This window comes from Pseudoduganella dura (genome assembly GCF_009727155.1).
GTDB classification, from domain to species: Bacteria; Pseudomonadota; Gammaproteobacteria; order Burkholderiales; family Burkholderiaceae_D; genus Rugamonas; species Rugamonas dura.
This window is the reverse complement of sequence record NZ_WNWM01000002.1, coordinates 557,561-580,082: the sequence shown is the minus strand read 5'-3', so window position 1 is coordinate 580,082 and position 22,522 is coordinate 557,561. Positions and strand designations below refer to the sequence as shown.

At 59.5% G+C, this 22,522-nt stretch carries 19 protein-coding genes and 1 pseudogene; 11 read left to right on the top strand and 9 right to left on the bottom strand.

The features are described from left to right. Positions 1–24 precede the first annotated feature (24 nt). The 3 genes from GJV26_RS02680 (at position 25) to GJV26_RS02670 (ending at position 2,789) form a co-directional block, all read left to right on the top strand. Entirely contained in the window at positions 25–1,122 is a 1,098-nt protein-coding gene (locus tag GJV26_RS02680) for an MBL fold metallo-hydrolase (protein WP_216643098.1), read from the top strand. 136 nt (positions 1,123–1,258) lie between these two features. Continuing rightward, positions 1,259–2,020, top strand: coding sequence for a glucose 1-dehydrogenase (locus tag GJV26_RS02675; protein WP_155707421.1), 762 nt, complete (start codon positions 1,259–1,261; stop codon positions 2,018–2,020). A 127-nt stretch (positions 2,021–2,147) separates the two neighbouring features. Continuing rightward, entirely contained in the window at positions 2,148–2,789 is a 642-nt protein-coding gene (locus GJV26_RS02670; RefSeq protein ID WP_155707419.1) for an SDR family oxidoreductase, read from the top strand. A 107-nt stretch (positions 2,790–2,896) separates the two neighbouring features. Here the strand turns inward: GJV26_RS02670 and paoC are convergent, their stop codons facing one another. Both paoC and GJV26_RS02660 read right to left on the bottom strand, forming a co-directional pair. Continuing rightward, complete coding sequence (gene paoC, locus GJV26_RS02665) at positions 2,897–5,101, bottom strand: aldehyde oxidoreductase molybdenum-binding subunit PaoC (protein ID WP_155712205.1); 2,205 nt, start codon at positions 5,099–5,101, stop codon at positions 2,897–2,899. A gap of 110 nt (positions 5,102–5,211) precedes the next feature. Next, positions 5,212–5,322 (bottom strand): annotated as a pseudogene (locus GJV26_RS02660) (IS66 family transposase); the annotation flags it as partial. Between the two features lie 181 nt (positions 5,323–5,503). Here GJV26_RS02660 and GJV26_RS30610 point away from each other — a divergent pair. After that, positions 5,504–5,842, top strand: a complete 339-nt coding sequence (locus tag GJV26_RS30610; protein ID WP_308807613.1) for a helix-turn-helix transcriptional regulator — start codon at positions 5,504–5,506, stop codon at positions 5,840–5,842. Between the two features lie 470 nt (positions 5,843–6,312). Here the strand turns inward: GJV26_RS30610 and GJV26_RS02650 are convergent, their stop codons facing one another. Continuing rightward, positions 6,313–8,622 (bottom strand): TonB-dependent receptor, encoded by a 2,310-nt coding sequence (locus GJV26_RS02650; protein WP_155707417.1) that lies wholly within the window; start codon positions 8,620–8,622, stop codon positions 6,313–6,315. 356 nt (positions 8,623–8,978) lie between these two features. Here GJV26_RS02650 and GJV26_RS02645 point away from each other — a divergent pair, with 356 nt between their 5' ends. The 3 genes from GJV26_RS02645 (at position 8,979) to GJV26_RS02635 (ending at position 12,934) form a co-directional block, all read left to right on the top strand. Beyond that, entirely contained in the window at positions 8,979–9,896 is a 918-nt protein-coding gene (locus tag GJV26_RS02645; RefSeq protein WP_155707415.1) for a formylglycine-generating enzyme family protein, read from the top strand. A 56-nt stretch (positions 9,897–9,952) separates the two neighbouring features. Next, complete coding sequence (locus GJV26_RS02640) at positions 9,953–11,617, top strand: sulfatase family protein (RefSeq protein WP_155707414.1); 1,665 nt, start codon at positions 9,953–9,955, stop codon at positions 11,615–11,617. A 1,113-nt stretch (positions 11,618–12,730) separates the two neighbouring features. Next, positions 12,731–12,934, top strand: coding sequence for a helix-turn-helix transcriptional regulator (locus GJV26_RS02635; RefSeq protein WP_155707412.1), 204 nt, complete (start codon positions 12,731–12,733; stop codon positions 12,932–12,934). 208 nt (positions 12,935–13,142) lie between these two features. Here GJV26_RS02635 and GJV26_RS02630 read toward each other — a convergent pair whose 3' ends face one another. Both GJV26_RS02630 and GJV26_RS02625 read right to left on the bottom strand, forming a co-directional pair. Continuing rightward, positions 13,143–14,030 (bottom strand): SDR family oxidoreductase, encoded by an 888-nt coding sequence (locus tag GJV26_RS02630; protein WP_155707410.1) that lies wholly within the window; start codon positions 14,028–14,030, stop codon positions 13,143–13,145. A 406-nt stretch (positions 14,031–14,436) separates the two neighbouring features. Next, on the bottom strand, positions 14,437–15,357 hold the full coding sequence (locus GJV26_RS02625; RefSeq protein ID WP_155707408.1) for a LysR family transcriptional regulator: 921 nt from the start codon (positions 15,355–15,357) through the stop codon (positions 14,437–14,439). A 94-nt stretch (positions 15,358–15,451) separates the two neighbouring features. Here GJV26_RS02625 and pcaD point away from each other — a divergent pair, with 94 nt between their 5' ends. After that, the gene (gene pcaD, locus GJV26_RS02620) at positions 15,452–16,234 is read left to right on the top strand and encodes a 3-oxoadipate enol-lactonase (protein ID WP_155707406.1); all 783 of its coding nucleotides are present in this window, start codon (positions 15,452–15,454) and stop codon (positions 16,232–16,234) included. Positions 16,235–16,243: 9 nt separating this feature from the next. Beyond that, positions 16,244–17,281 (top strand): aromatic ring-hydroxylating dioxygenase subunit alpha, encoded by a 1,038-nt coding sequence (locus GJV26_RS02615; protein WP_155707404.1) that lies wholly within the window; start codon positions 16,244–16,246, stop codon positions 17,279–17,281. 228 nt (positions 17,282–17,509) lie between these two features. Here the strand turns inward: GJV26_RS02615 and GJV26_RS02610 are convergent, their stop codons facing one another. The 4 genes from GJV26_RS02610 to GJV26_RS02595 all read right to left on the bottom strand — a co-directional run bounded on the left by GJV26_RS02610 (position 17,510) and on the right by GJV26_RS02595 (position 21,006). Beyond that, positions 17,510–18,616, bottom strand: a complete 1,107-nt coding sequence (locus GJV26_RS02610) for an S-(hydroxymethyl)glutathione dehydrogenase/class III alcohol dehydrogenase (RefSeq protein WP_155712203.1) — start codon at positions 18,614–18,616, stop codon at positions 17,510–17,512. Between the two features lie 78 nt (positions 18,617–18,694). Continuing rightward, positions 18,695–19,072: a nuclear transport factor 2 family protein gene (locus GJV26_RS02605; protein ID WP_155707402.1), complete on the bottom strand. Its 378-nt coding sequence runs from the start codon at positions 19,070–19,072 to the stop codon at positions 18,695–18,697. Between the two features lie 48 nt (positions 19,073–19,120). Continuing rightward, entirely contained in the window at positions 19,121–19,336 is a 216-nt protein-coding gene (locus tag GJV26_RS02600; protein ID WP_155707400.1) for a hypothetical protein, read from the bottom strand. Further along, positions 19,333–21,006: a phytoene desaturase family protein gene (locus GJV26_RS02595; RefSeq protein ID WP_216643095.1), complete on the bottom strand. Its 1,674-nt coding sequence runs from the start codon at positions 21,004–21,006 to the stop codon at positions 19,333–19,335. The genes GJV26_RS02600 and GJV26_RS02595 overlap by 4 nt, the downstream gene beginning before the upstream one ends. Positions 21,007–21,181: 175 nt before the next feature. Here GJV26_RS02595 and GJV26_RS02590 point away from each other — a divergent pair, with 175 nt between their 5' ends. Continuing rightward, positions 21,182–21,619: a nuclear transport factor 2 family protein gene (locus tag GJV26_RS02590; RefSeq protein WP_155707398.1), complete on the top strand. Its 438-nt coding sequence runs from the start codon at positions 21,182–21,184 to the stop codon at positions 21,617–21,619. 12 nt (positions 21,620–21,631) lie between these two features. Further along, positions 21,632–22,519: an MBL fold metallo-hydrolase gene (locus tag GJV26_RS02585; protein ID WP_155707396.1), complete on the top strand. Its 888-nt coding sequence runs from the start codon at positions 21,632–21,634 to the stop codon at positions 22,517–22,519. Positions 22,520–22,522: the final 3 nt, after the last annotated feature.

Genomic DNA, 22,522 nt, shown 5'->3' with positions numbered 1-22,522 from the left:
CAGTCGACTATTTTTGGAGACGAAGTGAAACGATTCTTGAAGTTCAGCCTGGCTTTGCTGTGCGTCGCCGGCGTGAGCGCCTGCGCATATATCTATCCCACGACAGGGCGCTTGCGCGATGCCGCGACCTTGCAGGCTTCGCCGCAATACCGCGACGGCGAGTTCCGCAACGAAGTGGCCTCGCCACCAAGGCCGAGCGGCTTCGGCTTCATCGCTGCGGTAATCCGCGGGCGCTTCGAGCCGCGTGACAATCCGGCGCCATCCGTCACCCTGCCATCCGTGAAGACCAGCCTCACCGGCCTGCCGCTTGAGCAGGACATCGTTGTGTGGCTCGGGCATTCCTCGTATTTCGTCCAGATCGGGGGCAAGCGAATCCTGATTGATCCTGTCTTCAGCAATTACGCTGCACCGATTCCCGGCATGGTGCGGGCCTTCGACGGCACCACTCCCTATACCATCGAGGACCTGCCGGAAATCGACGCTGTCCTGATCACACATGACCACTACGATCACCTCGACTACCGGACCATGAAGAACCTCGAACCGAAGACGCGGATGGTGATTGCGGGCTTGGGCAACGGGGCCCACCTGTCACTTTGGGGCTACCCTGATGAAAAGATTCGGGAAACGAACTGGCACAACTCGGTGGAGCTTGCGCCCGACTTGCAGGTGCACGTGCTGCCGGCGCAGCACTACTCTGGCCGCTTCATGAAACGCAACCAAAGTCTGTGGGCCAGTTACGCACTGCAGACGCCACAACGCAAATTGTATTTCAGCGGCGATACGGGGTTTGGGCCGCATTTCGCCAACATCAGCAAACGCTTCGACAGCTTCGATTTCGTCGCGCTCGATGCTGGTCAGTACAACGTGCGCTGGGCTGATATCCACATGAATCCGGAAGAAGCTTCCCGCGCTGCCGAAATACTGAATGCACGGACGCTGCTGAGCGGCCACGCAGGGCGCTTCACACTGGCACGCCACTCCTGGGACGAGCCTTTCGAGCGCGCTGTCGCAGCCAGCGAGGGGAAACGTTACCGCCTGCTCACGCCGCGAATAGGTGAGCCGGTGTTTCTAGCCGATCCGCTCCAGAATTTCACGTTTTGGTGGAGAGGCCTGAAATAGCCAGGAGAGCTGACAACTCCTGGCGCATGGCACTGTCAGGTGCCGCAATTGGCCTAGATTTCAACGATAGTGCGATGCATGGACAGCATAGCGAAAGAACTTCCTATCGATATCAATCACTAATATGGAGTAACTAATGACTACGAAACAATTTGATGGAAAAACCGCTTTCGTCACCGGCGCTGGTAGCGGTATTGGCCGCGCAACGGCATTGGCCTTTGCCCGCGAAGGTGCGAATGTCATGGCAACCGGCCATACGGCAAGCACGATTCAGGAAACCGTACGATTAATTGAGGCCGAAGGGGGACGGGCACAGGCCGCGGTATGCGATGTTTCACAAGAGGCGGACGTGATAGCCGCGATAGAAAAGACAATCGACGCCTTCGGTGGCCTCGATTTTGCATTCAACAATGCCGGCATCGAGCAACCCAACATTCCGCTTGCGGATCTCCCTGTCGATGTCTGGGACCAGCAGATTGCAGTGAATCTGCGCGGGGTGTTCCTGTGTATGAAATATCAGATCCCGCATATCCTCAAGCAGGGCGGCGGCGCGATCGTGAATACGTCGTCGGGGGCTGGCGTGAAAGGATTTCCTGCATCCGGCGGCTATGCAGCTTCCAAGCACGGCGTCATCGGATTGACCAAAACCGCGGCACTGGACTATGCAAGCGCCAAGATTCGCATCAATGCAGTTTGTCCAGGGATCATCGAAACGCCAATGATGGATCGCTTCTCTGGCGGCACGCCCGAAGGACGCGAGGCTGTTATTGCTCAGGAGCCAGTGGGCCGAATGGGGAAACCCGAGGAGATTGCGTCAACCGTGATCTGGCTGTGCTCGGAAGGCGCTGCCTTTGCCGTCGGTGGAGCATTTGTCGTCGATGGTGGGCAGACCGCGTGATACAAAGCCGATAATGCTCCCAGCCGTTCCAGGCGAGTGCCGGCCAGGAACGGTTTTCTTGTTCAATACAACGAACTTACTTAGGAACTCACTCAGGCTGTAAATCTCGTTACGGCCCATCACTCAAATGAAAAAAATTCTGATCCTCGGCGCTAATGGCGCTACTGCAAGGGTTGTCATCCAACGTTTGCTACAACAGGAAGACGTGAAGCTGACGCTCTTTCTGCGCCATAAAGGTCGAATCGGGAACCTGGGCAGCGGTCGAGCCGATGTGTGTGAAGGCGATATCAACAATCCAGACGATCTGCGCGCCGCGGTCCGCGGCCAGGACATTGTCTTCAGCGCTGCTGGTGGCATGGATCTCGATGAAAAAACGCATGCTGTCATCGCCGCCATGAAAGAGTGCGGCGTTCGGCGCATCATCGCTATCAGTGCAGGCGGCATTTACGACGAACTCCCGGAACCTTTCAACCAATGGGATCGAGCCATGGTTGGGTACACCCGTCCTGTGAATCTGGCAGTGGCCGAAGCACTCGAACAATCGTCGCTCGACTATACGGTTTTGCGTCCGGTGTGGCTGACTGACACGCCAGTTGCCGAATTTGTGCTGACGACAAAGGGCGAGATGTACAAAGGAACGGAAACGTCACGCGCGAGTATTGCCGAGTTTGTTGCAGAGGTCGCGAACAACCCGGCTCTTTACGTCAACGAAAATCTGGGTATCAGCCAATCGGGCACCGACGGCGATAAGCCGCAGGCATATCGCTGAACAGCCTGCAGTGTTGGCGTTGCCACCATCAAGGTAACCGGCGCTATCTGGGCGCTGACGCAACTATCCCGACACCCCGGCGCCAAAACAAGTGCCGGGGTGTTGGATCAAGCGGGCAGCCGATCGATCAGCTTATCGAGCGTGATCGGATAATCCCGCACACGCACCCCGGTCGCGTTGTAGATCGCATTGGCGATCGCCGCTGCGACGCCGCTGATGCCCAGCTCGCCGACGCCCTTTGCTTTCAAGGGTGCGATCGTTGGATCGGCCTCGTCGAGGAACACCGCGTCCAGATGCGGCATGTCGGCGTGGACGGGAACCTCATATCCTGCCAGATCGTGGTTCACAAAAAAACCGTGTCGCTTGTCGACGACGAGCGCTTCCATCAATGCCGCGCCGGCACCCATCGTCATCCCGCCGATGACCTGACTGCGCGCCGTTTTCGGATTCAGGATACGGCCTGCCGCGCAGACTGCGAGCATGCGACGCAGGCGGATTTCGCCCGTCACGGCATCGACTGCCACTTCGACGAAGTGGGCGCCAAAGGTCTGCTGCGCATAGCGTTTGGCGAGTTCGCCGTATTCCATGGTGTCTTCTTCCACCAGCTCGGCATCGCGCGCCGCTTGCGCGAGCGGAATGCTGCGTCCGCCTTGACGCACTTGGCCAGCGACGAATTGCGCACCGGCCGGATCCAGGCCGAGCTTGCTCGCTACAGTCTCACGCAGCTTGACGCAGGCAGCGTAAACTCCAGCCGTCGCCGATGCTGCTCCCCACTGGCCCCCCGAACCGGCTGACTCGGGAAACTGCGAGTCGCCGAGACGAACGGTTACCGAGTCAAGCTCCACGCCCATCATCTCCGCTGCAGTCTGCGCAATGATAGTGTAGCTACCGGTACCGATATCGGTCATGTCGGTTTCCACAGTCACCATACCATGACGATCAAGCCGTACCCTCGCAGCCGACTTGGTCACCGGGGCGCCGCGGATCGCGGCTGCCACGCCCATCCCGACCAACCAGCGCCCTTCGCGCCGGCTGGCCGGGCTGGCGGGACGCTTTTTCCAGTCAAAGCGCTCTGCGCCCAAGCGCATGCACTCGACGAACTGGCGCAGGGAGAACGGACGGCCAGGGTCTTCGGGGTCAACCTGGGTATCGTTGGCGATGCGGAATGCGACAGGATCGAGTCCAAGCTTTTCGGCCATCTCGTCCATGGCGATTTCGAGGGCCATCATGCCTGGCGCTTCGCCCGGGGCACGCATGGCACTGCCTTCCGGGAGATCGAGGTGTGCCAAGCGCAGACGTGTCATCCGATGCGGCCCGGCGTACAGAACGCGAGTTGGCGCCGTCGCCGCTTCCGGACGCCCTCCCTCGATGTTTCCGGACCAGCTTTCATGTCCGATGGCGATGATCTTACCGTCCCGCGACGCGCCGATCCGAACCCGCTGGATGGTCGCCGGGCGATGGGTCGCATTGTTGAACATGAGTGCCCGCTGCAGCGTGACCTTGACTGGACGTCGAGCATGACGCGCGCCCAGAGACGCCAGCACGGCGTCAGACAGGATCGTGCCTTTGCCGCCAAAACCGCCACCGATATAAGGCGACACGATGCGCACATTCTCCTTTGGGATATCGAGCGTTTTCGCAATGTCGCGAACGCCCCAGTTGATCTGTTGAATGGAAGTCCACAACGTCAGCTTTTCGCCTTCCCACGCAGCAATCGTGGCATGCGGTTCCATCATCGCGTGTGCCTGATCGGGCGTCGAAAAGGTCGCGTCAAGTTGTACCGGTGCAGCGGCATATGCTTCGGCGAACTGGCCACGTGAGGTCTCCGGCGGCGGCGAGTAGGGGCCCTGCTTCGGCGCCCGGGCCCTTCGGCGTGCTGCTTCCAGATCGAATGCGCCTGTGGAGCGCTGGTAGCGTATGTCGACCATGTTGGCGGCGGCGCGTGCCTGCTCGAAGGTCTCGGCAACGACAAGCGCTACTGCCTGATGATAGTGGTCGATATCCGGTCCGGCCAACGCACGTGCAGCGTAGAAAGCGCCTTTGTCGAGCTTGCCGGAATTGCTGGCCGTGACGACAGCCAGCACCCCTGACGCGGCGCGCGCTCGGGTCACGTCGATCGATGCAATACGGCCTTTTGCGATTCCTGCTCCGACAACGTAGCCATATGCGGCGCTTGGTGCGACAGCATGCTGCTCGTAGGCGAACGTCGCATTGCCAGTAACCTTAAGCGGGCCCTCGACGCGGTCAACGGGTTTGCCAACAACATTAAGCTCATCAATCGGGTTTCGACCCGCCGGTGTTTCAAATTTCATCGCAATATCACCTTTAAGTTGTTCCTCATGCAAGGACTGTAAAGCGATACCTGCCCGCCATGAAGACATCTGTTTGCTGAACCCTATGAAAAGCATTCATGAGTAGATTCCTGCTGGCTTGCCACTGCCCAGCAAGCTGCTTCGATGACGCGGCCCGTGTCATAGACGGCATTGAAGCCTGCATACGCATCAGCCTGCAGCACGCCGTTGAAGTTCGCCAGGGCGCCGAACGACCCTACAGCTGCACGTTGACTGCTCTCTGGGACGCCGATTCCGAAGTTCCCGGCGTATGGCGACTCGCGGACGGCACGACGTTGACGCTCAATGCCGCATTGTCGGTGCATAAGGCGGATGACGCAGGCGGCGAAGTCGAGGCCGCGTGAAGCACTTGATTGACAACCGATGACCGGTAGTGTTGGACGGGCAGGCAGCGAAATTTATTCGCTGCCTGCGCCACTCTTGGGATGGCAGCGCCGTCCTGCTTGCCCATTATTTGCCGCTAGGGCGGCCTTACCCACTACTTGCATGGAGGTCGAGATGTACGATCAAACACCGATTAGCGAACTGAGCATCATGCGACTGCCTGAGGTTACAGCGGTTTGTGGCAAGTCGCGGGCTGCGATTTACAAAGCGATCCGGATAGGGGAGTTTCCGAAGCAGATCAAGTTGTCGGCACGGGCGTCGGGGTGGGTGCGTTGTGAGATTGAGGCATGGGTGAAGGCGAGAATGGCTGCCCGGTAAGGGAGTACCGAGGATCCCACAATGATGCAAAGGATGAACAGTCCTGGCTTTCGTGGAGGCCGGTTAGTTTGAGCCAGGCTCGAACGGCTTGACCGCTCAGTGCCCGTTAATAGTTTGCCTCAGCCTCTACCGGCGGCATATCGCCGAGTGGTTCAAGTTGCCGGTGATCGTTAAACCGAGCCGTTCGGTCCGGCCTCAGGTGAGATCCCGCATTCATCAGAAGGCGATTTCACGTGGAGCGACTTCCAGACACTCTCTGTGTAGTTCTCCTTCCGCGAGTACGGGGAAAGTACGGCAATCAGACCCAAGTTTGACCACCATATGGCTCGCGTTAGCAGCTCAATTGCCATAGGCGTAGCGAGATTTCGTCAACCATCGTATGCGGTCTAAGTGAAAACGGCGCCGAAAGGCTGCGCCGTATGTCGGTGCCGCTTGGAAGCTGCTGACGTGGTAGGGAGTCGGTAGTGCTGTTAGAACTCCTTGCGCGCCGTGATGCCGAAGTAGCGGCTGGTGTCACGCGGCACGGCACGCGTCACGTAGCCCGTCGACGCGGCCAGGTTGGACGCATACGACTTGTTCGCCAGGTTCTTGCCAATCAGCGCAATGCGCCAGCCCTGCCCCGGCTGCGCCAGCTCGACAGCGCCATTGACGATGCCGTAGCCCGGCTGGATCGCGTCCGGCGACTGCAGCAGGTCGAACTGGGTGCGCGTCTGGTAGGTGTAGTCCGCGCTGAAGTTCAGTGTGTGGCCGGATTCGAGCGGCAGCGCATAGGCGGCGCGCACGAAGCTCTTGAAGCGCGGCGCAAACGGCAGCGTGGCGCCATTCAGGTTGCACGAACCGGCCGCCGCCGCCGGGCATCTGAACTGGTCGATCTGCGCATCCGTCCAGGCAAGCGCGCCGGACAGGGTCAGCTCCCGCGTGGGCCGCGCCGTCACGTCGAGCTCCAGGCCGCGGGTCGACACGTCGCCGGCATTGATCAGGCGCGTGACAACCGCTCCGGCTGCGGTATCGTAGAAGTTCGCCTGGTAGTTGGCGTACTCCGTGCGGAACAGCGCCGCATTGAAGGTCAGGCGCCGTGCGAAAGCGGTGGCCTTGAAGCCCAGTTCGACGGAGTTCGACGTTTCCGGCGCCAGCGCCAGCGTGTCGCGCGGCAGCATGTTGAAGAACACGTTGTACGCTGGCCCCTTGTAGCCGCGCGACCAGGTGGCATAGGTGGTTGCCGTCGCGGACAGGTCGTGCTGGATCCCCAGCCGGCCGGACCATGCGGAATTCGCCGTGCTGCCGCTGCTCTGCGTGCCCGGCTGCACGCCGGTGAAGGTGAACGGCTGGGTCGACGTCCGGGCGTGATCGTACGACAGCTCGTCGCGCGTCCAGCGGGCGCCGGCAATGATGCGCCAGGCCGGGTCGATGCGGATCGTGGCCTCGCCGAACGCCGAGTAGCTGTCGCTCTCCACGCCGTAGTCGGCGCGACCGCTGTTGCGCGCCGTGGTGGTCACGACGCGCTGGTAGGTTTCGCGGTCCTTGCCGTGCAGGTAGTACAGGCCGGCCACGTAGTCGACCGTGCCAAGGGCGGACAGGCCAATGCCGGGCGAGGCGATGCGCAGTTCCTGCGAGGCCTGCGTGAATTCCAGGGTGCCGATGTCGCCCGTGGCTGGGTAGGCCGCCGTCACGCGCACCGCTTCGGTGCTGTTGCCGATGGCCGAACTGGTGGTGTGCTGCGTGTTGTCCCAGCCGCGCCACGCCGTGATCGATGTCAGCGTGTAGCCGTTGCGGCGCCAGTTGACCTGGGCCGAGACACCCTTGTTGGTGTCGTCGATCGCATTCTCGATGTCGTAGTTGACCTGGCGGTTCTCCGTGCCGGCGACGACCGGCAGGATCGCCTGCGCGTACACCGCGCTGGTCTGCTTGTAGGGCGTGGCGGTCGGCGAACTTTCCGCCTTCAGGTAGTCGGCGATCAGCGTGATGTCGGTATCGGCATTTGGCGTGATGTCGAGCCGGCCGCGCACGCCGCGCCGTTCATAGCCGTTCACCTTGCCGCCGCCGGCATGCACGTTGGTGACATTGCCATCGTACTTCGCATAGGCCGCATTGATCGACGCGCGCAGCACGTCGGGCTGCAGGGAACCGCTGACACCCGCGCGCACCCGCCGTTCGTTGCCGGTGTAGGCCGCGCCGTCGACATAGCCGGTCAGCGCTTCGCCGGGTGCGAGGCTGACGATATTGAGCACCCCGGAAGAGGCGTTCTTGCCAAACAGCGTGCCCTGCGGCCCGCGCAGCACTTCAATGCGGTCCACGTCGAGCAGATCGATCGTGGCTTGGCCAGGGCGCGCGTAGACGACGCCGTCCACCACCGTCGATACTGTTGGCTCAACGCCAGGCGACGTGGAGATGGTGCCGATACCACGGACAAAAATCGTCGAATCCTTGTTGCCACCTTGCTGACGGAAGGTCGCGCTCGGAATCTCTTGCACCACTGTATCGATGCTGGTGCGGTTGGCGAGTTCGAGCTGCTCCCCGCTTACCACCGATACAGCAAGGGGCACGGATTGCAGGGAGGCACTCCTGCGCGTAGCTGTCACAGTCACGCTGGGCACACTGCCATCAGCCGGCAGGCGCTCGGCGGCAAAATCCGGCGCAGTTGCCACTGCCGCACTGGCGCCCACCGTGCTCTCCGCCGCCTGGTCTTCCGCTGCTGCAGCCGGTCCATGGGCCGCGCCTGCCAGCAAGCTGGCCGCCAGGCCTGCTTTAATCCACTGCTCATTCCTGTTCTGCTTTTTCATAACTGTCCCGATGTATTCAGTCCGTGCTTGAGGCGCGGATCATTTGTATGGATAGACTCGTGTCGCCATCAGACTGTCGAGCCGGAGGGCAACTGCGGCGGAGTCTCGGCCAGGCAAGATTACAAGTCAAAGAATTAAACTGATCATCTTTATGACCAAAAGGAATAAAGGTTTATCTACAAATTATGCATAAACATAGAATTTATTTTTTTATATCGATATCGCTAAAAAGTCTTGGGCCAACCAGGCAAGGTCCTTTTAAGATTCGCCGCTATTAATGTAGGGATTGCCCCATGTCAACGACATCTTTGCTCTCATCCGTGACGAATACCGTAGCGCCCGCCCATCGACAGGGCATGGTCTGGATTCCTGGCGGCACGTTTCAGATGGGTTCAGCGCGGTTCTACCCGGAGGAAGCACCTCCACGCCAAGTTGCCGTTGATGGCTTCTGGATCGATGTTGTTCCCGTAACAAATGCAGAGTTCGCCCGTTTTGTGGCTGCTACTGGCTATCGCACTTTTGCGGAAACGGCGCCAGACCCGCAGGATTACCCAGGCGTCGATATCGAACTGTTGCAGCCAGGCTCGCTGTTATTCGTGCCCCCGCCTGGCCAGGTGTCGCTGGACGACCCCGGCCGCTGGTGGACGTGGTGCATAGGTGCCGACTGGCGCCATCCATATGGTCCCGGCTCCAGCCTCAATGGGCTGGACGACCACCCCGTGGTGCACGTCGCTCATGCCGATGCATGTGCCTACGCAAACTGGGCCGGCAAGACGTTGCCGACAGAGGCGGAATGGGAGCGGGCAGGGCGCGGCGGCCTCGATGGCAAGGATTACGCATGGGGCGACGAACTCGCTCCGGGCGGGCGCCTGCTGGCGAATTACTGGCAGGGCCGCTTCCCTTGGGAAAACACCTTGGATGACGGCTGGTTGAGGACTTCGCCAGTCAGTGCCTTTCCAGCGAATGGCTACGGTCTGCATGACATGATCGGCAATGTCTGGGAATGGACTGACGACTGGTATGTTCCCGGTGCCCGTCTTGCAACGAAGGTATCGCGCTGCGGCTGCACGCCACGCAATCCACGCGGTGGCGCCCAGCACGAAAGTGCCGACCCAAATGACGCATCGGCCCGGCTCGGACGGCGCGTGCTAAAAGGCGGCTCCCATCTGTGTTCCCCCGATTACTGCCAACGCTACCGCCCGGCGGCCCGCTTTCCCCAAGCAATCGACAGTACAACCTCGCACATTGGCTTCCGCTGCATCAAACGCGACTGAACCGCGACCGCGCCGTGCGGGACCGATTTTAACTTTGACACGAAAACGGAGCTTACATGAAACACCTCTTGCAGCGCGACAGGGTCGCGACACCGGTCGTTGGACATCGGCGATTCAGGAGCCGACTCAGGCCATTACTAGCGCGCCTGGTGGCTGCGGGAGTCAGCCTCGCAACGGCACTGCTGCCGGGCGCTCCAGCCCACGCGGCACCAGCAGCGGCTAAGCCGAACATGATTTTCATCCTGCTGGACGATCTGCCGATCGATTCGTTTGGCGTAGACAACCGACTGCTGCGCACTCCGAATATTGATCGGCTGGTCAAGGGAGGTACTTACCTGCCGCGCGCGGCCGTAACGACGTCGCTGTGCAGCCCGAGCCGCGCCACGATCCTTACCGGCATGACTACTCGCAACCACAAGATTGTGGACAATACCAATTCCAGCGAAGCTGGGCTGACGTATTTCCCTAGCTATCTGCAAAAGGCTGGCTACCAAACCGCGCTGGTCGGCAAATGGCATATGGGCGGCGAAAACGATGCGCCCCGGCCCGGGTTCGACAGGTGGGTGAGCTTTATTGGCCAAGGCACGTACCTGCCACAGGGCGATTTCCAGAAAGGGGTGCAGCAAACCCTCAACGTCGATGGCAAGCGGGTAGACCGCAAGGCCTACATCACCGATGAGCTGACTGACTACGCGGTCGATTGGCTCGAGCATGGGCGCGATCCGAAAAAACCATTCTTCCTGTACTTCTCGCAGAAAGCGGTGCACAGCCCGTGTATTCCAGCACCGAAGTACGCTGGTCAGTATCAGGGCGCCACCTACCAGGTGCCAGATAATTTCGCTGACACGCCAGAAAACTATCGCGGCAAACCGGTGTGGGTGAAGAATCAGCGAAACACCTGGCACGGCATCGACATCCGGTACTTGAATGGAATCGAGTCGTTGCAGAAGGAGCGCCGCGAGTGCGACGAAGTGCTCAGCTCCGTCGATGACAGCGTAGGCCGATTACTCGATTACCTGAAACGGTCTGGCCTAGAAAAGGATACCGTTGTTGTCTTCTTTAGTGACAATGGATCAATGTGGGGTGCGCATGGCTTGGTTGACAAGCGCAATGCCTACGAGGAATCGGTACGCGTGCCAATGATCGCCTACGCTCCCGGTCGCATTCCGGCTGGCGTGCGGAGCGAGGCGCGTGTTCGTAACCTCGATCTGGCTCCGACATTCCTTGCGCTGGCCGGCGTGGAGGCGCCACCGCAGTTCGAGGGCAATAGCGTGCTGCCGCTCCTCGAAGGTAAGAAGAAATGGAGTGAGTGGCCGCAGCAGGACTTTGTGTACGAATACTATTGGGACTGGGAATACCCTATGACGCCCGCTTCGTTTGCCATCGTCCGCAACAATATGAAATACATCCAGTACTTTGGTGTGTACGACACGGAGGAACTGTACGATCTTGCAAAGGATCCGCGCGAGATGAACAATTTGATCAACGAACCGGCACTAGAGACGGTTCGCGTGGACCTTCGGCACCGGCTGTTCACTCAGCTTGCCGCGCGGGACGGCAGCCACGCGCTACCTTTCACAGAACGGTTCAATCGCGGCTTCGTGCTGCGAAACACGAACGGCACGCAGCCAGCCCAATTTCCACCTGAGTGGAATGTTACGGCTCCAGCGGGGAAGGGCTACGCCTTTCCGGATCTGTTCAATCACGCCGGCACGAAATAACCCGGTCGCTGACACGACACTGTTCAGTCGAGACCAGAGCATCAACGAAAACGCGCTCTTTCTGATGAGGGTGGAGGCAATGGCTTAGGATCGACGCGACGTCCGTGCCCGCTCCCATAAATTCATTTGCAAATTTTGATGCGAGTGGAATTGAACATAGTGGACGCTGGTGCAGCACGAAGTATCCGCTCGAGTTCAATCGGGAGCTGGCGACGCAACCTTGCGAGCCGAGGTATCGGTGGCGCAACTGGCCCTGTCGCATGATTTGCCTGCCAATATTGTGTTCTGCTCGCGGCGCCAGTTGCGTGCCAGGATGTTCGAACAACCAAGGTTGCTCCCGATGACATTAGCGCCGCTGGCGCCAAAGCGGTCCAGCGGCATCTATCAGAGGTAAAACGCTTACCGCCGGATTGCACTTCGCGATCCGTATCGTCGACATCAGGATGTCGCTCTTCCTCTTCACACCGTAGGTCTGACAGCGATCGAGGCTGCCTCGCACAATCGATGCAGCCGCCTGAAAGAGAGGCGACGGTGATGGCGATGCATTCGCCAGCAAGATGGTACCCTTCACAAAAAGAGTGTGCCAATGCTGCCTCGCATACTTCTGCCGGAAAACGGATCTGCTCGAGCGCCCAGTCGCGAAATATAGAGCGAAGGCCATGCATCGTCAACTCCATGCCTAGTCGCCGAAGCTGCATGGTGGACACCATGTCGCTGTGCGCTTTTGCGGAAGGGGTAGGGAACACCACATCGGTTGGCCGTGCGTTCTTTTGAAGTCTTGCGCGCTCGTAAAGAATTTCCATCGCACGAGCCGGTAATGTAATCCGATGCTCCTACTTCGGCCTTCATGCGGAATCCGGGGATAGTCCACCTTCCTTTTTCATGTCAACTCTTTCCAGATCGCCAGTCGGACCATGCCGGTTCTCGACGCGGTCAGGATGGTAAATTCCCGGCCTGCTTGATGCAGCTTGACGCTCCACAACTCCGCATGGTCTGTATGGCTGTACCGACCTGTTCATATGACTAGGCCGCTTGATGCTTTTATTTTCGCAGATCATTGTGCGGGGCAGGGAACGCGTAATCTGATCCCACAGGTACCTGTATCGAATCGAGATGTACGATCAATTGCCGGTTAATGAACCGAGCATCATGCGACTGCCTGAGCTTACAGCGGTTTTTGGCAAGTCGCGGGCTGCGATTTACAAAGCGATCCGGAAAAGGGAGTTTCCGAAGCAGGTCAAGCTGTCGGCACGTGGGTGGGGGTGGATCCGCTGCGAGATTGAGGCATGGGTCAAGGCGCAGATGGCGGCGCGTTAACAGATCTAGCAAGATTGCCATCTGAACATGGGTTTCAAGCAAAGCGGATTGCACGGATGCGGTTTGCAGTATCCGATATCCGCCGCGTGCGAGAAGAATAAGTGTCCGTCAGATCAGGGAAGGCCAGGCCGGCCAATTGGATTTCCAATCCGTTTTTAAGTCGACGCGCTTGGTCGCCTGCCTTGTCATTCCAAGAACGCTTTCTAGGTTACGCTCGCACTTGCATGCTTTTCGCTTCGTTGATCATCTGTTCATAACCGCTCATCGCGTTCAGCCGATCAGGATCGGTTACCGGTTCCATTGAAAAATATGACATCACTTCATCGAACTCCGCCTGCACGCTAGCACGGTTTTCACCATGGGCGAGCACATAGCCATCGTTGCGCTTGATCGCACGTACTACTGCCTCGCCAAGTTCCTGCGGATCCATCCCAGTGTGTGCGAACGACCCTTCCGGCGCACCGTCTGCCGTATTTGAAGCCAATGCCGGGGGGCGCACCTTCTCCGATTCGCGAATATTGCTGCGCGTAAGACCAGGGCAGAGCGTGGTTACGCCGATGCCGCGTGGTCCCAAGGTCAGGCGCAGCGAATCGGAGAGACCGCGCACAGCGAATTTCGATGTGCTGTAGATGCCGCCCCACGACGGTAGTGGTGTCAACCCCGCCATGGACGAGGTATTGACAATATGGCCGCCCTCGCCATGCCGCAGGAGGCGCGGCAGGAAGCTGACGATCCCGTTAATCACGCCGCCGAGATTGACACCGAGTGTCCAATCCCAGTCGGCGTAAGTAGCGATATCCATTGGTAGGTGACTACCAACGCCTGCATTATTGCAGAGTATGTGCACCTTGCCGAAAACCCGTTCGGCTTCGTCCGCAGCGGCTGCCATAGCAGTGCGGTCGGCCACGTCCAGGCGCATAAAGTGGCAATGACTGCCATGTTCGTACAGCAGTTGGGTCGCCTCCTCCAGGTGATCGTCACGGATATCGGCAACTACTACATTCATTCCCTGGTTTAAGAAGGCCCGGACCAATCCCAGGCCGATTCCGCTGGCGCCCCCAGTGACGAAGGCGACTTTGCCATTCAAATCTTTCATTTGAAATCTCTCATTTTGGTTTGTACCACTGGTCAGCGCTCGGCTCAGTCACTTTGGGATGCCCAAACCAGAGCGTTGTGCAGACCGAGCCTCAGGAGGTAGAAGGCATGTGCTAGATGCGTTGCGCCTGTTTACCCCCTGGATCTGGTGTAAGTCCACAGTTTGTGCCGATGCTTATATGTGGCGCACCTATCGAAAGACAGGAATTTTGTTGCAGAAAATTAATTTTGAGGGGTCATCGATGTCGTGGCCGCCGTGTGCATTTGAGGTCTGCTGCACGCTCCGTACTATCCTCGGGGCGTAAAATACCGCTTCATGAACGAGCATCCAAAGGCGTTAATGCTCCTGTGACGGTGGGCAGACGGACACCTCTGCAGCTCGTGCCTTTCCACCGACGCTGGAAAACTCAAATCGATTCGATCCCGTTGGAAAAGATCTCATGGACAAGCTGACGCAGCCACTGATTGGCGGGGTCGCTATGTTGACGCGAATGCCAGTACTGCTTCACGTCAAAACTCGGCGTCTGCATTGGTAACCCGACCATGCGCACAGTACGGGCTCGGGAGAAAACTTTGGCGCAGGAATATGGAACGGTGGCGACCATGTCCGTATCCGGCAACACATGCTGGATGCTCAGGAAGTGTGGCAGGATAAGGCCGACTTTACGTTGAATATGCGCCTGTTCCAGGTGGCGCTCGAACAGCTCCTGACTTCGTCCTGCAGCGCGCACGACGATGTGCGTCTCGGCCAAAAACTGGTCCATTGTCATCTGCGCGCCAATACGCGGATGGTCCGTACGGACGAGCGCGGCAAAGGAATGCGTGAACAGGTGCTGCTGATAGAAATCCGCCCGCGTGATGTCAGGGTAATAGCCGAGCGCCAAATCTACCGACCCCATTGTCATCGCTTCTCCGAGTCGCGCCGGTGACATCGATACCGCCTCGAGTGCAACACTGGGAGCTTCCCGCTTGAGGCGCTTCAACATCGCTGGCAAAAACACCAGCTCGCCAATATCAGTCATGCTCAACGTGAATCGGTGTGTGCTGGTGGCCGGAGTGAATTGATCTGCATTGAAGACGTCGCGCACGACCATCTCGAGTATTTGCCGCACCGGTGGAGCCATGCGTGTGGCACGCGGCGTGGGCTCCATGCCCTTCGGTGTCCGGACAAACAGCGCGTCGCCAGTCAGCTTTCGCAACTTGTTGAGTGCAAAGCTCACTGCAGGCTGGCTCAAGCCAACAATTTCACCTGCTTGCGTGACGTGCTTCGTTTGCATCAGCGCATCAAAAACCCGAAGCAAATTCAAATCCAGCTTTTCGTTATCCATGCTACGGATTATGACTATTTCTCCATCGAATTGACAGATAGTGGGCCTGATTTGATCATGACTCCATACAAACGCTGAACCTAAAGGAGTCGCAGTGCCCTATTTTGATAACGAAAACGTCAGCATCCACTATCGTGTCGATGGTGCGGATCAGGCACCCCCGCTTGTATTGGTGAACTCGATCGGAACCGAGCTCTCGGTATGGAACACCCTGGTCGCCGATCTGGGCCGCCAGTATCGTGTCTTGCGCTTTGACCTGCGCGGGCAGGGTCAAAGCAGTGTGCCGGAGCAGGATTACACCGTTGAGCAGCTCGCTCTTGACCTTGCAGCGCTCCTCGACAGCCAGGGTATCGTTTCGTCGCACGTTTGCGGTGTTTCGCTGGGCGCGATGGTCGCCGTCCAGCTAGCCGTATCGGCACCGCAGCGCGTAAGGAGCCTGACACTGTGCAACACGGCAGCTTATCTTGGACCGCCGGAGCCGTGGAATGCACGCATCGCGGCAACGCGCGAAAAAGGCATGGCCACGGTGCGCGGGGCAGTTCTGGAACGTTGGCTGTCCGCCGACTATGTCGCCACGAATCCGGAAGGTGCAGCCCACCTGGTGGACATGGCGCTTGCTTCGCCCAAGGCGGGCTTCCTGGGGGCGAGCGCGGCATTGCGTGACGTCGATTTGCGTGGCGTTCTTGGCGCAGTCAAGTGCCCGACGCTGGTTGTCTCAAGCACCGCTGATGTCGCGACGCCGCCAGCGGAAGGCAAGGCAATCGCCGCCGCCATTGACGGATCGCGCTACGTGGAACTACCTGGCGGACACCTGTCGCACGTCGAGCAGCCGCAGTTGCTGGCCCGGAGCATCAACGCATTTCTCGCGTCGATTTAGGGAGGCAACATGTTCATTTTGAATGCATGGTATATCGCGGCATGGGCACATGAAGTAACGGATGTTCCTCTGGCGCGGCGCATCTGCGACGAGCCTGTCGTCCTGTTTCGTACCAAAGACGGAACGGCTGCCGCGCTCCTTGACCGCTGTTGTCACCGTGGGGCTCCCTTGTCGCTGGGAACCGTGGTGGATGCAGGTATTCGCTGCGGCTATCACGGCCTGGAATTCGACTGCAGCGGCAAATGCGTGAAGGTACCGGGACAGGAGCGGATTCCACAACGTGCCGCCGTACGCAGCTTCCCGCTCCATGAGAAGGACGAATTCCTCTGGATCTGGCTGGGCGATCCCGCGTTGGCTGACACCACCACCATCATCGATTACCCGTACCACAACGACTATGCCCAGTGGCCGCACAAACACGGTCTGTACCATTGCAAGGCGGACTATCGACTGCTGATCGACAACCTGATGGACCTGACCCACGTCGGCTATGTGCACGCAAGCACGATCGGCGGTCATCCGAAGGTCCATGTGGAAGCGCTGATGGAAACGACGCCTACCGACACCGGGTTGAAGTTCATCCGATGGATGCGCAACTCGGTACCGCCCCCAACTTACGCCGCCGCCGTAAAATTCAAGGGCAACGTGGATCGGTGGCAAGAATTCGAATTTCTTGCACCCGGCAACATCATTCAGTGGAGCGGGGCCATTGACACCGGCAATGGCGCCGAACAGAACCGCAATCAGCCTGGCTTCTCCCTCCGGCTGTTCCACGGCCTGACGCCGGAAACCCAAAACTCGTGCCATTATTTCTGGTCGACGGCTAATGGCTACCGGCAGGATGACCCCGCCGCCACTGACCAGCTGTTCGAGGCGATCGGAGCAGCCTTCAATGAGGACAAGGTGTTCGTCGAGGAGCAACAGCTTCGGCTCGACGAGCTTGGCGAGGCATCGCTGGTGGACATCGTATCGGATCGGGCACGCATCCATATGCGGCGCATATTGGACCGGATGGCCGCCGCTGAAGGCGTCGCAGCAAGCAAATAGTGGGAGTTCGCGTGTTCCCCCGACAGGGGGAGCATGCGGAAAAATGAGGTGCTCCCGATACACGAACCGATGCCCTTTCGCTGTCTACGCTGACCGCGCAGCGTAGCCGAATAATAGTGGTACTGTCGGGGTTGCGCTCTCAACCACAACTTGCCAAGGACGGGGCAGGTGGCGTAGCGCGAAACGGTCACAGGGCGGCATGCGTGGTGCCGCCTGGGCCGGGAAGGTTCAGAAGAGCACGACAGAGCGGATCGACTCGCCCGACTTCATCAGGTCGAATCCTTCATTGATGCGTTCCAGGGGCAGGTGGTGCGTAATAAGGTCGTCGATATTGATCTTGTTTTCCATGTACCAATCGACGATCTTCGGAACGTCTGTCCGGCCGCGCGCGCCGCCGAAGGCTGAGCCCTTCCACACGCGGCCCGTCACCAGCTGGAACGGCCGGGTGGCGATTTCCTTGCCGGCTTCGGCCACGCCGATGACAATCGACTGGCCCCAACCCTTGTGGCAGCACTCCAGCGCCTGGCGCATGGTCTGCACGTTGCCGATGCATTCAAAGCTGTAGTCAGCGCCACCATCGGTCAACTGCACGATGGCGTCGACGACATTGTCGACTTTCTTCGGGTTGACGAAGTGGGTCATGCCGAACTTGCGAGCCATATCTTCCCGGGCCGGGTTGATGTCGACGCCGATGATCTTGTCCGCCCCGACCATCTTCGCGGCCTGCATCACATTCAGGCCGATGCCGCCTAGGCCAAACACGACGACGTTGGCACCTGCCTGCACCTTGGCCGTGAAGATGACGGCACCGACGCCTGTCGTCACGCCGCAGCCGATGTAGCAGATCTTGTCGAACGGCGCATCGGAACGGACCTTTGCGAGTGCTATCTCCGGCACAACGATGTAGTTCGAGAAGGTCGAGGTGCCCATGTAATGATAGATGGGCTCGCCGTCCAGCGAGAAGCGGGTGGTGCTGTCCGGCATGAGGCCACGGCCTTGCGTGGAACGGATGGCCTGGCACAGGTTGGTCTTTTGCGACAGGCAGAATTTGCACTGCCGGCATTCCGGCGTATAGAGCGGGATCACGTGGTCGTCCTTGCGCAGGGTCGTAACGCCAGGACCCACGTCAACAACAACGCCGGCACCTTCGTGGCCGAGGATGGCAGGGAAGATACCTTCCGGGTCCGCCCCGGAGAGAGTGTAATAGTCGGTGTGGCAGATGCCCGTGGCCTTGATTTCGACCAGCACTTCGCCCGCCTTCGGACCGTCCAAATCGACGGTCGCGATTGCAAGCGGGGCACCAGCGCGCAAGGCGATTGCTGCTTTTGTTTTCATGTCTTCATCTTTCAACAGTCTGCTTGCCCGGCACTTGCCGACCATGGCTGGCAACGCTGGGCCAAGGTGCGTGCATGGTCAGGCGGCGAAGAACGCGGCAACTGCCGGCGCGGAATCGGCATATTCGCGCACTGCATTGATGCGACCGTCCCTGCAAACAAAGAGAAAGTGGTAGCGGTTGCGGTAAGTACGCCCGTTGGTCAGATCCGCTTCGCTCTCCGCTTCCAATGCAACGCGCTCCCCCTGCACGGTGGCGCCAGTAATATTGAAACGTATGCTGCGTACCATTTCATTGATCGGCGCGATAAACGCCTTGAATTGGTCCTTGCTCATGGCCCCCGGGCCTGGTAACCAATAGCTCAAGTCATCGCTTGCAAGCGCCAAGGCTCCTTCCAGGTTGTTTTGCTCGATCTGGCGCAGAAAGGCTTTCGCCAACGCTTCATTATTGTCGTTCATGATGTCTCCGGATAAGAAAAAGGGCTGCGATCGCAGCCCGCGGTGCCGTCAGCGGCGGAAGATCAGTGTCAACAGGAAAAGGGCAGTACGCCAGTCCAGCAGCCGCAATCCGGCGCGTGCCTCGGCCGCACGCAGCTGCGCGGTGATGGGCATGGCACCGAATGCTGTGCCCTTGATGACCAGTTGGTCGCCATCCCGTTCCAGCGTGCAGATCTGCATCAGTTCGCTGCTATCGGGGGAGTAGAGTTTCATTCCCGTGCTCATGCGCGTATCACCTTTTCAAAGTTCATCTTCAGGTCATCGAACATGCGCATCGCCGTCGCCCGGCCCGCGCCGAACACGCCGCCGCCCGGGTGCTGGAACGGGCCCACCAGGTAGAACCGGTCCACGCCTGGCACCGTGTTGCGTCCGAGTTCGGGCGTCGGGCGGTGCGCGCCGAACTGGTACAGGTAGCCTGCGATGCCGTGCAGGTCGCCCCGCTGGAAGCTGGCCGATGTCCGCTCCATGTCCAGAGGACTGTCGGTATGCATGCCGATGATATTTCTCGCGTTCAGGTTGGTGATGTACTGGCCCATCTCGCCGATCAGGCTCTCGGCGTACGCTTCCTTGTACTCGTCCCAGTACTGCGGCGTCTTTCCCTCGATCTGATATGGAACGTAGTCCCAGGCGTGTACGATGGACTTGCCGGCAGGTGCGCGCGATGGGTCGTGATTTGTCGCGGAGATCAGGCCGATCAGGGGATCCTTCGGCACCAGGCCGTAGCGTACCTCATCGAAGGAACGACGGAACCGCGTGGTATCCACCCGCAACAGCTCGACGAACGCCGCCTTCTCGACCTGGTCGCCCGCGCGGAAGAGCAGCTTTTCGTTGAGCGAGCAATGGATGGTGAAACAGGCACAGTAAGACGTCTTGGTTTTCTCCGCCGCCTTGGTGACCACCGGATCGATGCCCTCGATATAGCGCGACAGCAGGTGCGGGTGGATCGCTCCGATCACGCCGTCAGTCGCCTCGAAAGTGCGGCCGTCCGTGGTCTCCACTGCGCTGGCGCGCCCGCTCTTGACGACGACGCGGCGCACGTCGGTGCCGGCCAGGACCGTACCACCGTGGTCCTCGATGCAGCGTACCAGCGCTGCTGTCAGTGCACCGCTGCCACCTACCGGAACACCCATGCCGTACTTTTCCAGGAACGACAGGAACATGAACAGCCCGATACCCGAGCCCTGTTCCTCCGGGCTGTGCAGGTTCTCGCCCAACATGCGGGCGAAGTGCAGGCGCACCTTTTCGTGCTCGAACCATTCCGTGATGATGTCCCAGCCGCTGCGCATCATGGTCGCGAACATGTCGCGACCCTCACGGCTCTGGTCCATCATTGCATAGCTTGCGCCCACCGGCGCAGGCGCCGAGTACAGCGTGCTGATCAGCATCGGCAGGTAGCGTTCCGCGATCTCGGAGAAGCGCAGGTAAGCGTCCGCATCCTTTTTCGAGAACTTGGAAATCTCCTGGTAGTTCTTCTGCCGGTCGCGGTACAGCGCCAGCGTGCTGCCGTCCTCGAACACGGACATCAGCGGAATTTCGGGATACTCGTACCGGAGGCCGTACTTCGACAGCAGCTTGAGTTCATCGTTCTTGATGAGAGGGTTGGCCTGGATGAAGATGTGGCCCACGCTGTGCTGGTCGTGCTTGAAACCGGGCGCTGTCAACTCGCGCGTCACCACGCCGCCGCCCAGCCACTCATTGCGTTCCAGGATCAGTACTTTCTTTCCTGCCGCCGCCAGGTAGGCCGCCGCCACCAGCCCGTTATGGCCTGAACCGATTGCGACGATATCGAATTTTGTCGTCATGTTGTGTCTCGCTTGTTTGATTGAGGCTCCGGTACAAGTGCCGGCGGCCGGGGAAAACTGTTTGGCGCTTGCCGCCAGACCTGTGCCGGCCATTGCCGGGCACCTGTTTCGAAACTTGATGGTACTTAGCCGCCCGGGCCGCGGGCACCTATCGAAAGATAGCGTTAGCACGGGCGATCCGTTTCCTATCTTTCGGCAGGTCTCAACGAATACTTGTCTGACTAATCTGGTCTCCGCAGCACACACTTGACACCACAGGAGACAGAAAATGGCAGAAATGAACAGCAGCGAGCGCATGGCGGCGGAATGGGCATGCGAGCGGCTGGTGCGCCAGTTCGCGATGCTGAACGACGAGCGCGACCATGAAGGGATCGCCGCACTGTTCACGCAGGACGCGGCCTTCGCGCGTCCGTTCGATCCGGACAATCCGATCATCGGCAACGACAACATCATGGTGATGTTTCGCGACCGCCCGCCGCGCCTGTCCCGCCACATCATGACCAACACAGTCATCGATCTGGTATCGCCGACCGAGGCGCGTGGCAGGACCTACCTTTTGTTTGTCTCGAGCACGGATACGGAGAGTCCCCGTCCAGTCAAGGCCGAGCCTGGGGTTCACCTGGGACAGTACGACGATACCTTCGTCCTGACCGAGGCCGGCTGGCGCTTCCAGAAGCGCCTCGGCTCCCTCAGCCTGACAGTCTGATGGAAATTCGCCATGGCCATTGAAGATATCAAGTCCTGGCAGGTCGGCGACGTGAAGATAACGCGCATCGTCGAGACTCCGTCCATCGTCTCGCCACAGAGCCTGATGTATCCAGGCGAGGAGGGCGACCTGATCGCACCGCATCGCGAATGGTTGCACCCGGGGTTCATGTCACCCTTGGGGCAGATGATGATTGCCTGGCAGTGCTTCGTGGTGGAAACACCCACGCGCCGCATCATGGTCGACACCTGCATTGGCAACGACCGCGTGCGTTTCTTTGAAATCTTCAACCATATGCAGAACGCATTCCTGGACGATCTCGCCGCCGCCGGTTATCCCCCTGAAAGCATCGATGCCGTCATGTGCACCCATCTGCATTATGACCACGTCGGCTGGAACACGCGCCTGGTCGACGGCGTCTGGGTGCCTACCTTTCCGGCCGCACGCTACCTGTTCGGCCGCGTGGAATGGCAGGAGATCCAGGCGCTGGCCGCGGCAGGCGACTGGCATGCCGACCATGTGCCCGATGCCGTGCAGCCCATCGTCGACGCGGGCCTTGCCGATTTTGTCGAGACAAACCACAAGGTGTGCGATGAAGTCTGGTTCGAACCGTCGCCCGGGCACACGGCAGGTCATGCCAGCGTGCACATCGCTTCGCAAGGCGAGCATGCCGTCATCACTGGCGACCTGATGCATCACCCGGTGCAATGTGCAATCTGGCACAGGCATTCCGCGTTCGACCACCACAAGGACGAGGCATGCGCGACCCGCAAGTCTTTCCTGGAACGGTATGAAGGTGGCAAGGCCCTGGTGCTCGGTACCCACTTCCCTGATCCCACTGCGGGTTACGTGGTGCGTCATCGCGACACCTGGCGTTTCGACACCGAAGCGCCCCAATAAGTA

Bases quoted from the DNA above. Each gene is read 5' to 3' on its own strand.
- GJV26_RS02675 (WP_155707421.1), top strand. From the start codon at position 1,259: ATGACTACGAAACAATTTGATGGAAAAACCGCTTTCGTCACCGGCGCT.
- GJV26_RS02670 (WP_155707419.1), top strand. From the start codon at position 2,148: ATGAAAAAAATTCTGATCCTCGGCGCTAATGGCGCTACTGCAAGGGTT.
- paoC (WP_155712205.1), bottom strand. From the start codon at position 5,101: ATGAAATTTGAAACACCGGCGGGTCGAAACCCGATTGATGAGCTTAAT.
- GJV26_RS30610 (WP_308807613.1), top strand. From the start codon at position 5,504: ATGACCGGTAGTGTTGGACGGGCAGGCAGCGAAATTTATTCGCTGCCT.
- GJV26_RS02650 (WP_155707417.1), bottom strand. From the start codon at position 8,622: ATGAAAAAGCAGAACAGGAATGAGCAGTGGATTAAAGCAGGCCTGGCG.
- GJV26_RS02645 (WP_155707415.1), top strand. From the start codon at position 8,979: ATGGTCTGGATTCCTGGCGGCACGTTTCAGATGGGTTCAGCGCGGTTC.
- GJV26_RS02640 (WP_155707414.1), top strand. From the start codon at position 9,953: ATGAAACACCTCTTGCAGCGCGACAGGGTCGCGACACCGGTCGTTGGA.
- GJV26_RS02635 (WP_155707412.1), top strand. From the start codon at position 12,731: ATGTACGATCAATTGCCGGTTAATGAACCGAGCATCATGCGACTGCCT.
- GJV26_RS02630 (WP_155707410.1), bottom strand. From the start codon at position 14,030: ATGAAAGATTTGAATGGCAAAGTCGCCTTCGTCACTGGGGGCGCCAGC.
- GJV26_RS02625 (WP_155707408.1), bottom strand. From the start codon at position 15,357: ATGGATAACGAAAAGCTGGATTTGAATTTGCTTCGGGTTTTTGATGCG.
- GJV26_RS02615 (WP_155707404.1), top strand. From the start codon at position 16,244: ATGTTCATTTTGAATGCATGGTATATCGCGGCATGGGCACATGAAGTA.
- GJV26_RS02610 (WP_155712203.1), bottom strand. From the start codon at position 18,616: ATGAAAACAAAAGCAGCAATCGCCTTGCGCGCTGGTGCCCCGCTTGCA.
- GJV26_RS02605 (WP_155707402.1), bottom strand. From the start codon at position 19,072: ATGAACGACAATAATGAAGCGTTGGCGAAAGCCTTTCTGCGCCAGATC.
- GJV26_RS02600 (WP_155707400.1), bottom strand. From the start codon at position 19,336: ATGAGCACGGGAATGAAACTCTACTCCCCCGATAGCAGCGAACTGATG.
- GJV26_RS02595 (WP_216643095.1), bottom strand. From the start codon at position 21,006: ATGGCCGGCACAGGTCTGGCGGCAAGCGCCAAACAGTTTTCCCCGGCC.
- GJV26_RS02590 (WP_155707398.1), top strand. From the start codon at position 21,182: ATGGCAGAAATGAACAGCAGCGAGCGCATGGCGGCGGAATGGGCATGC.
- GJV26_RS02585 (WP_155707396.1), top strand. From the start codon at position 21,632: ATGGCCATTGAAGATATCAAGTCCTGGCAGGTCGGCGACGTGAAGATA.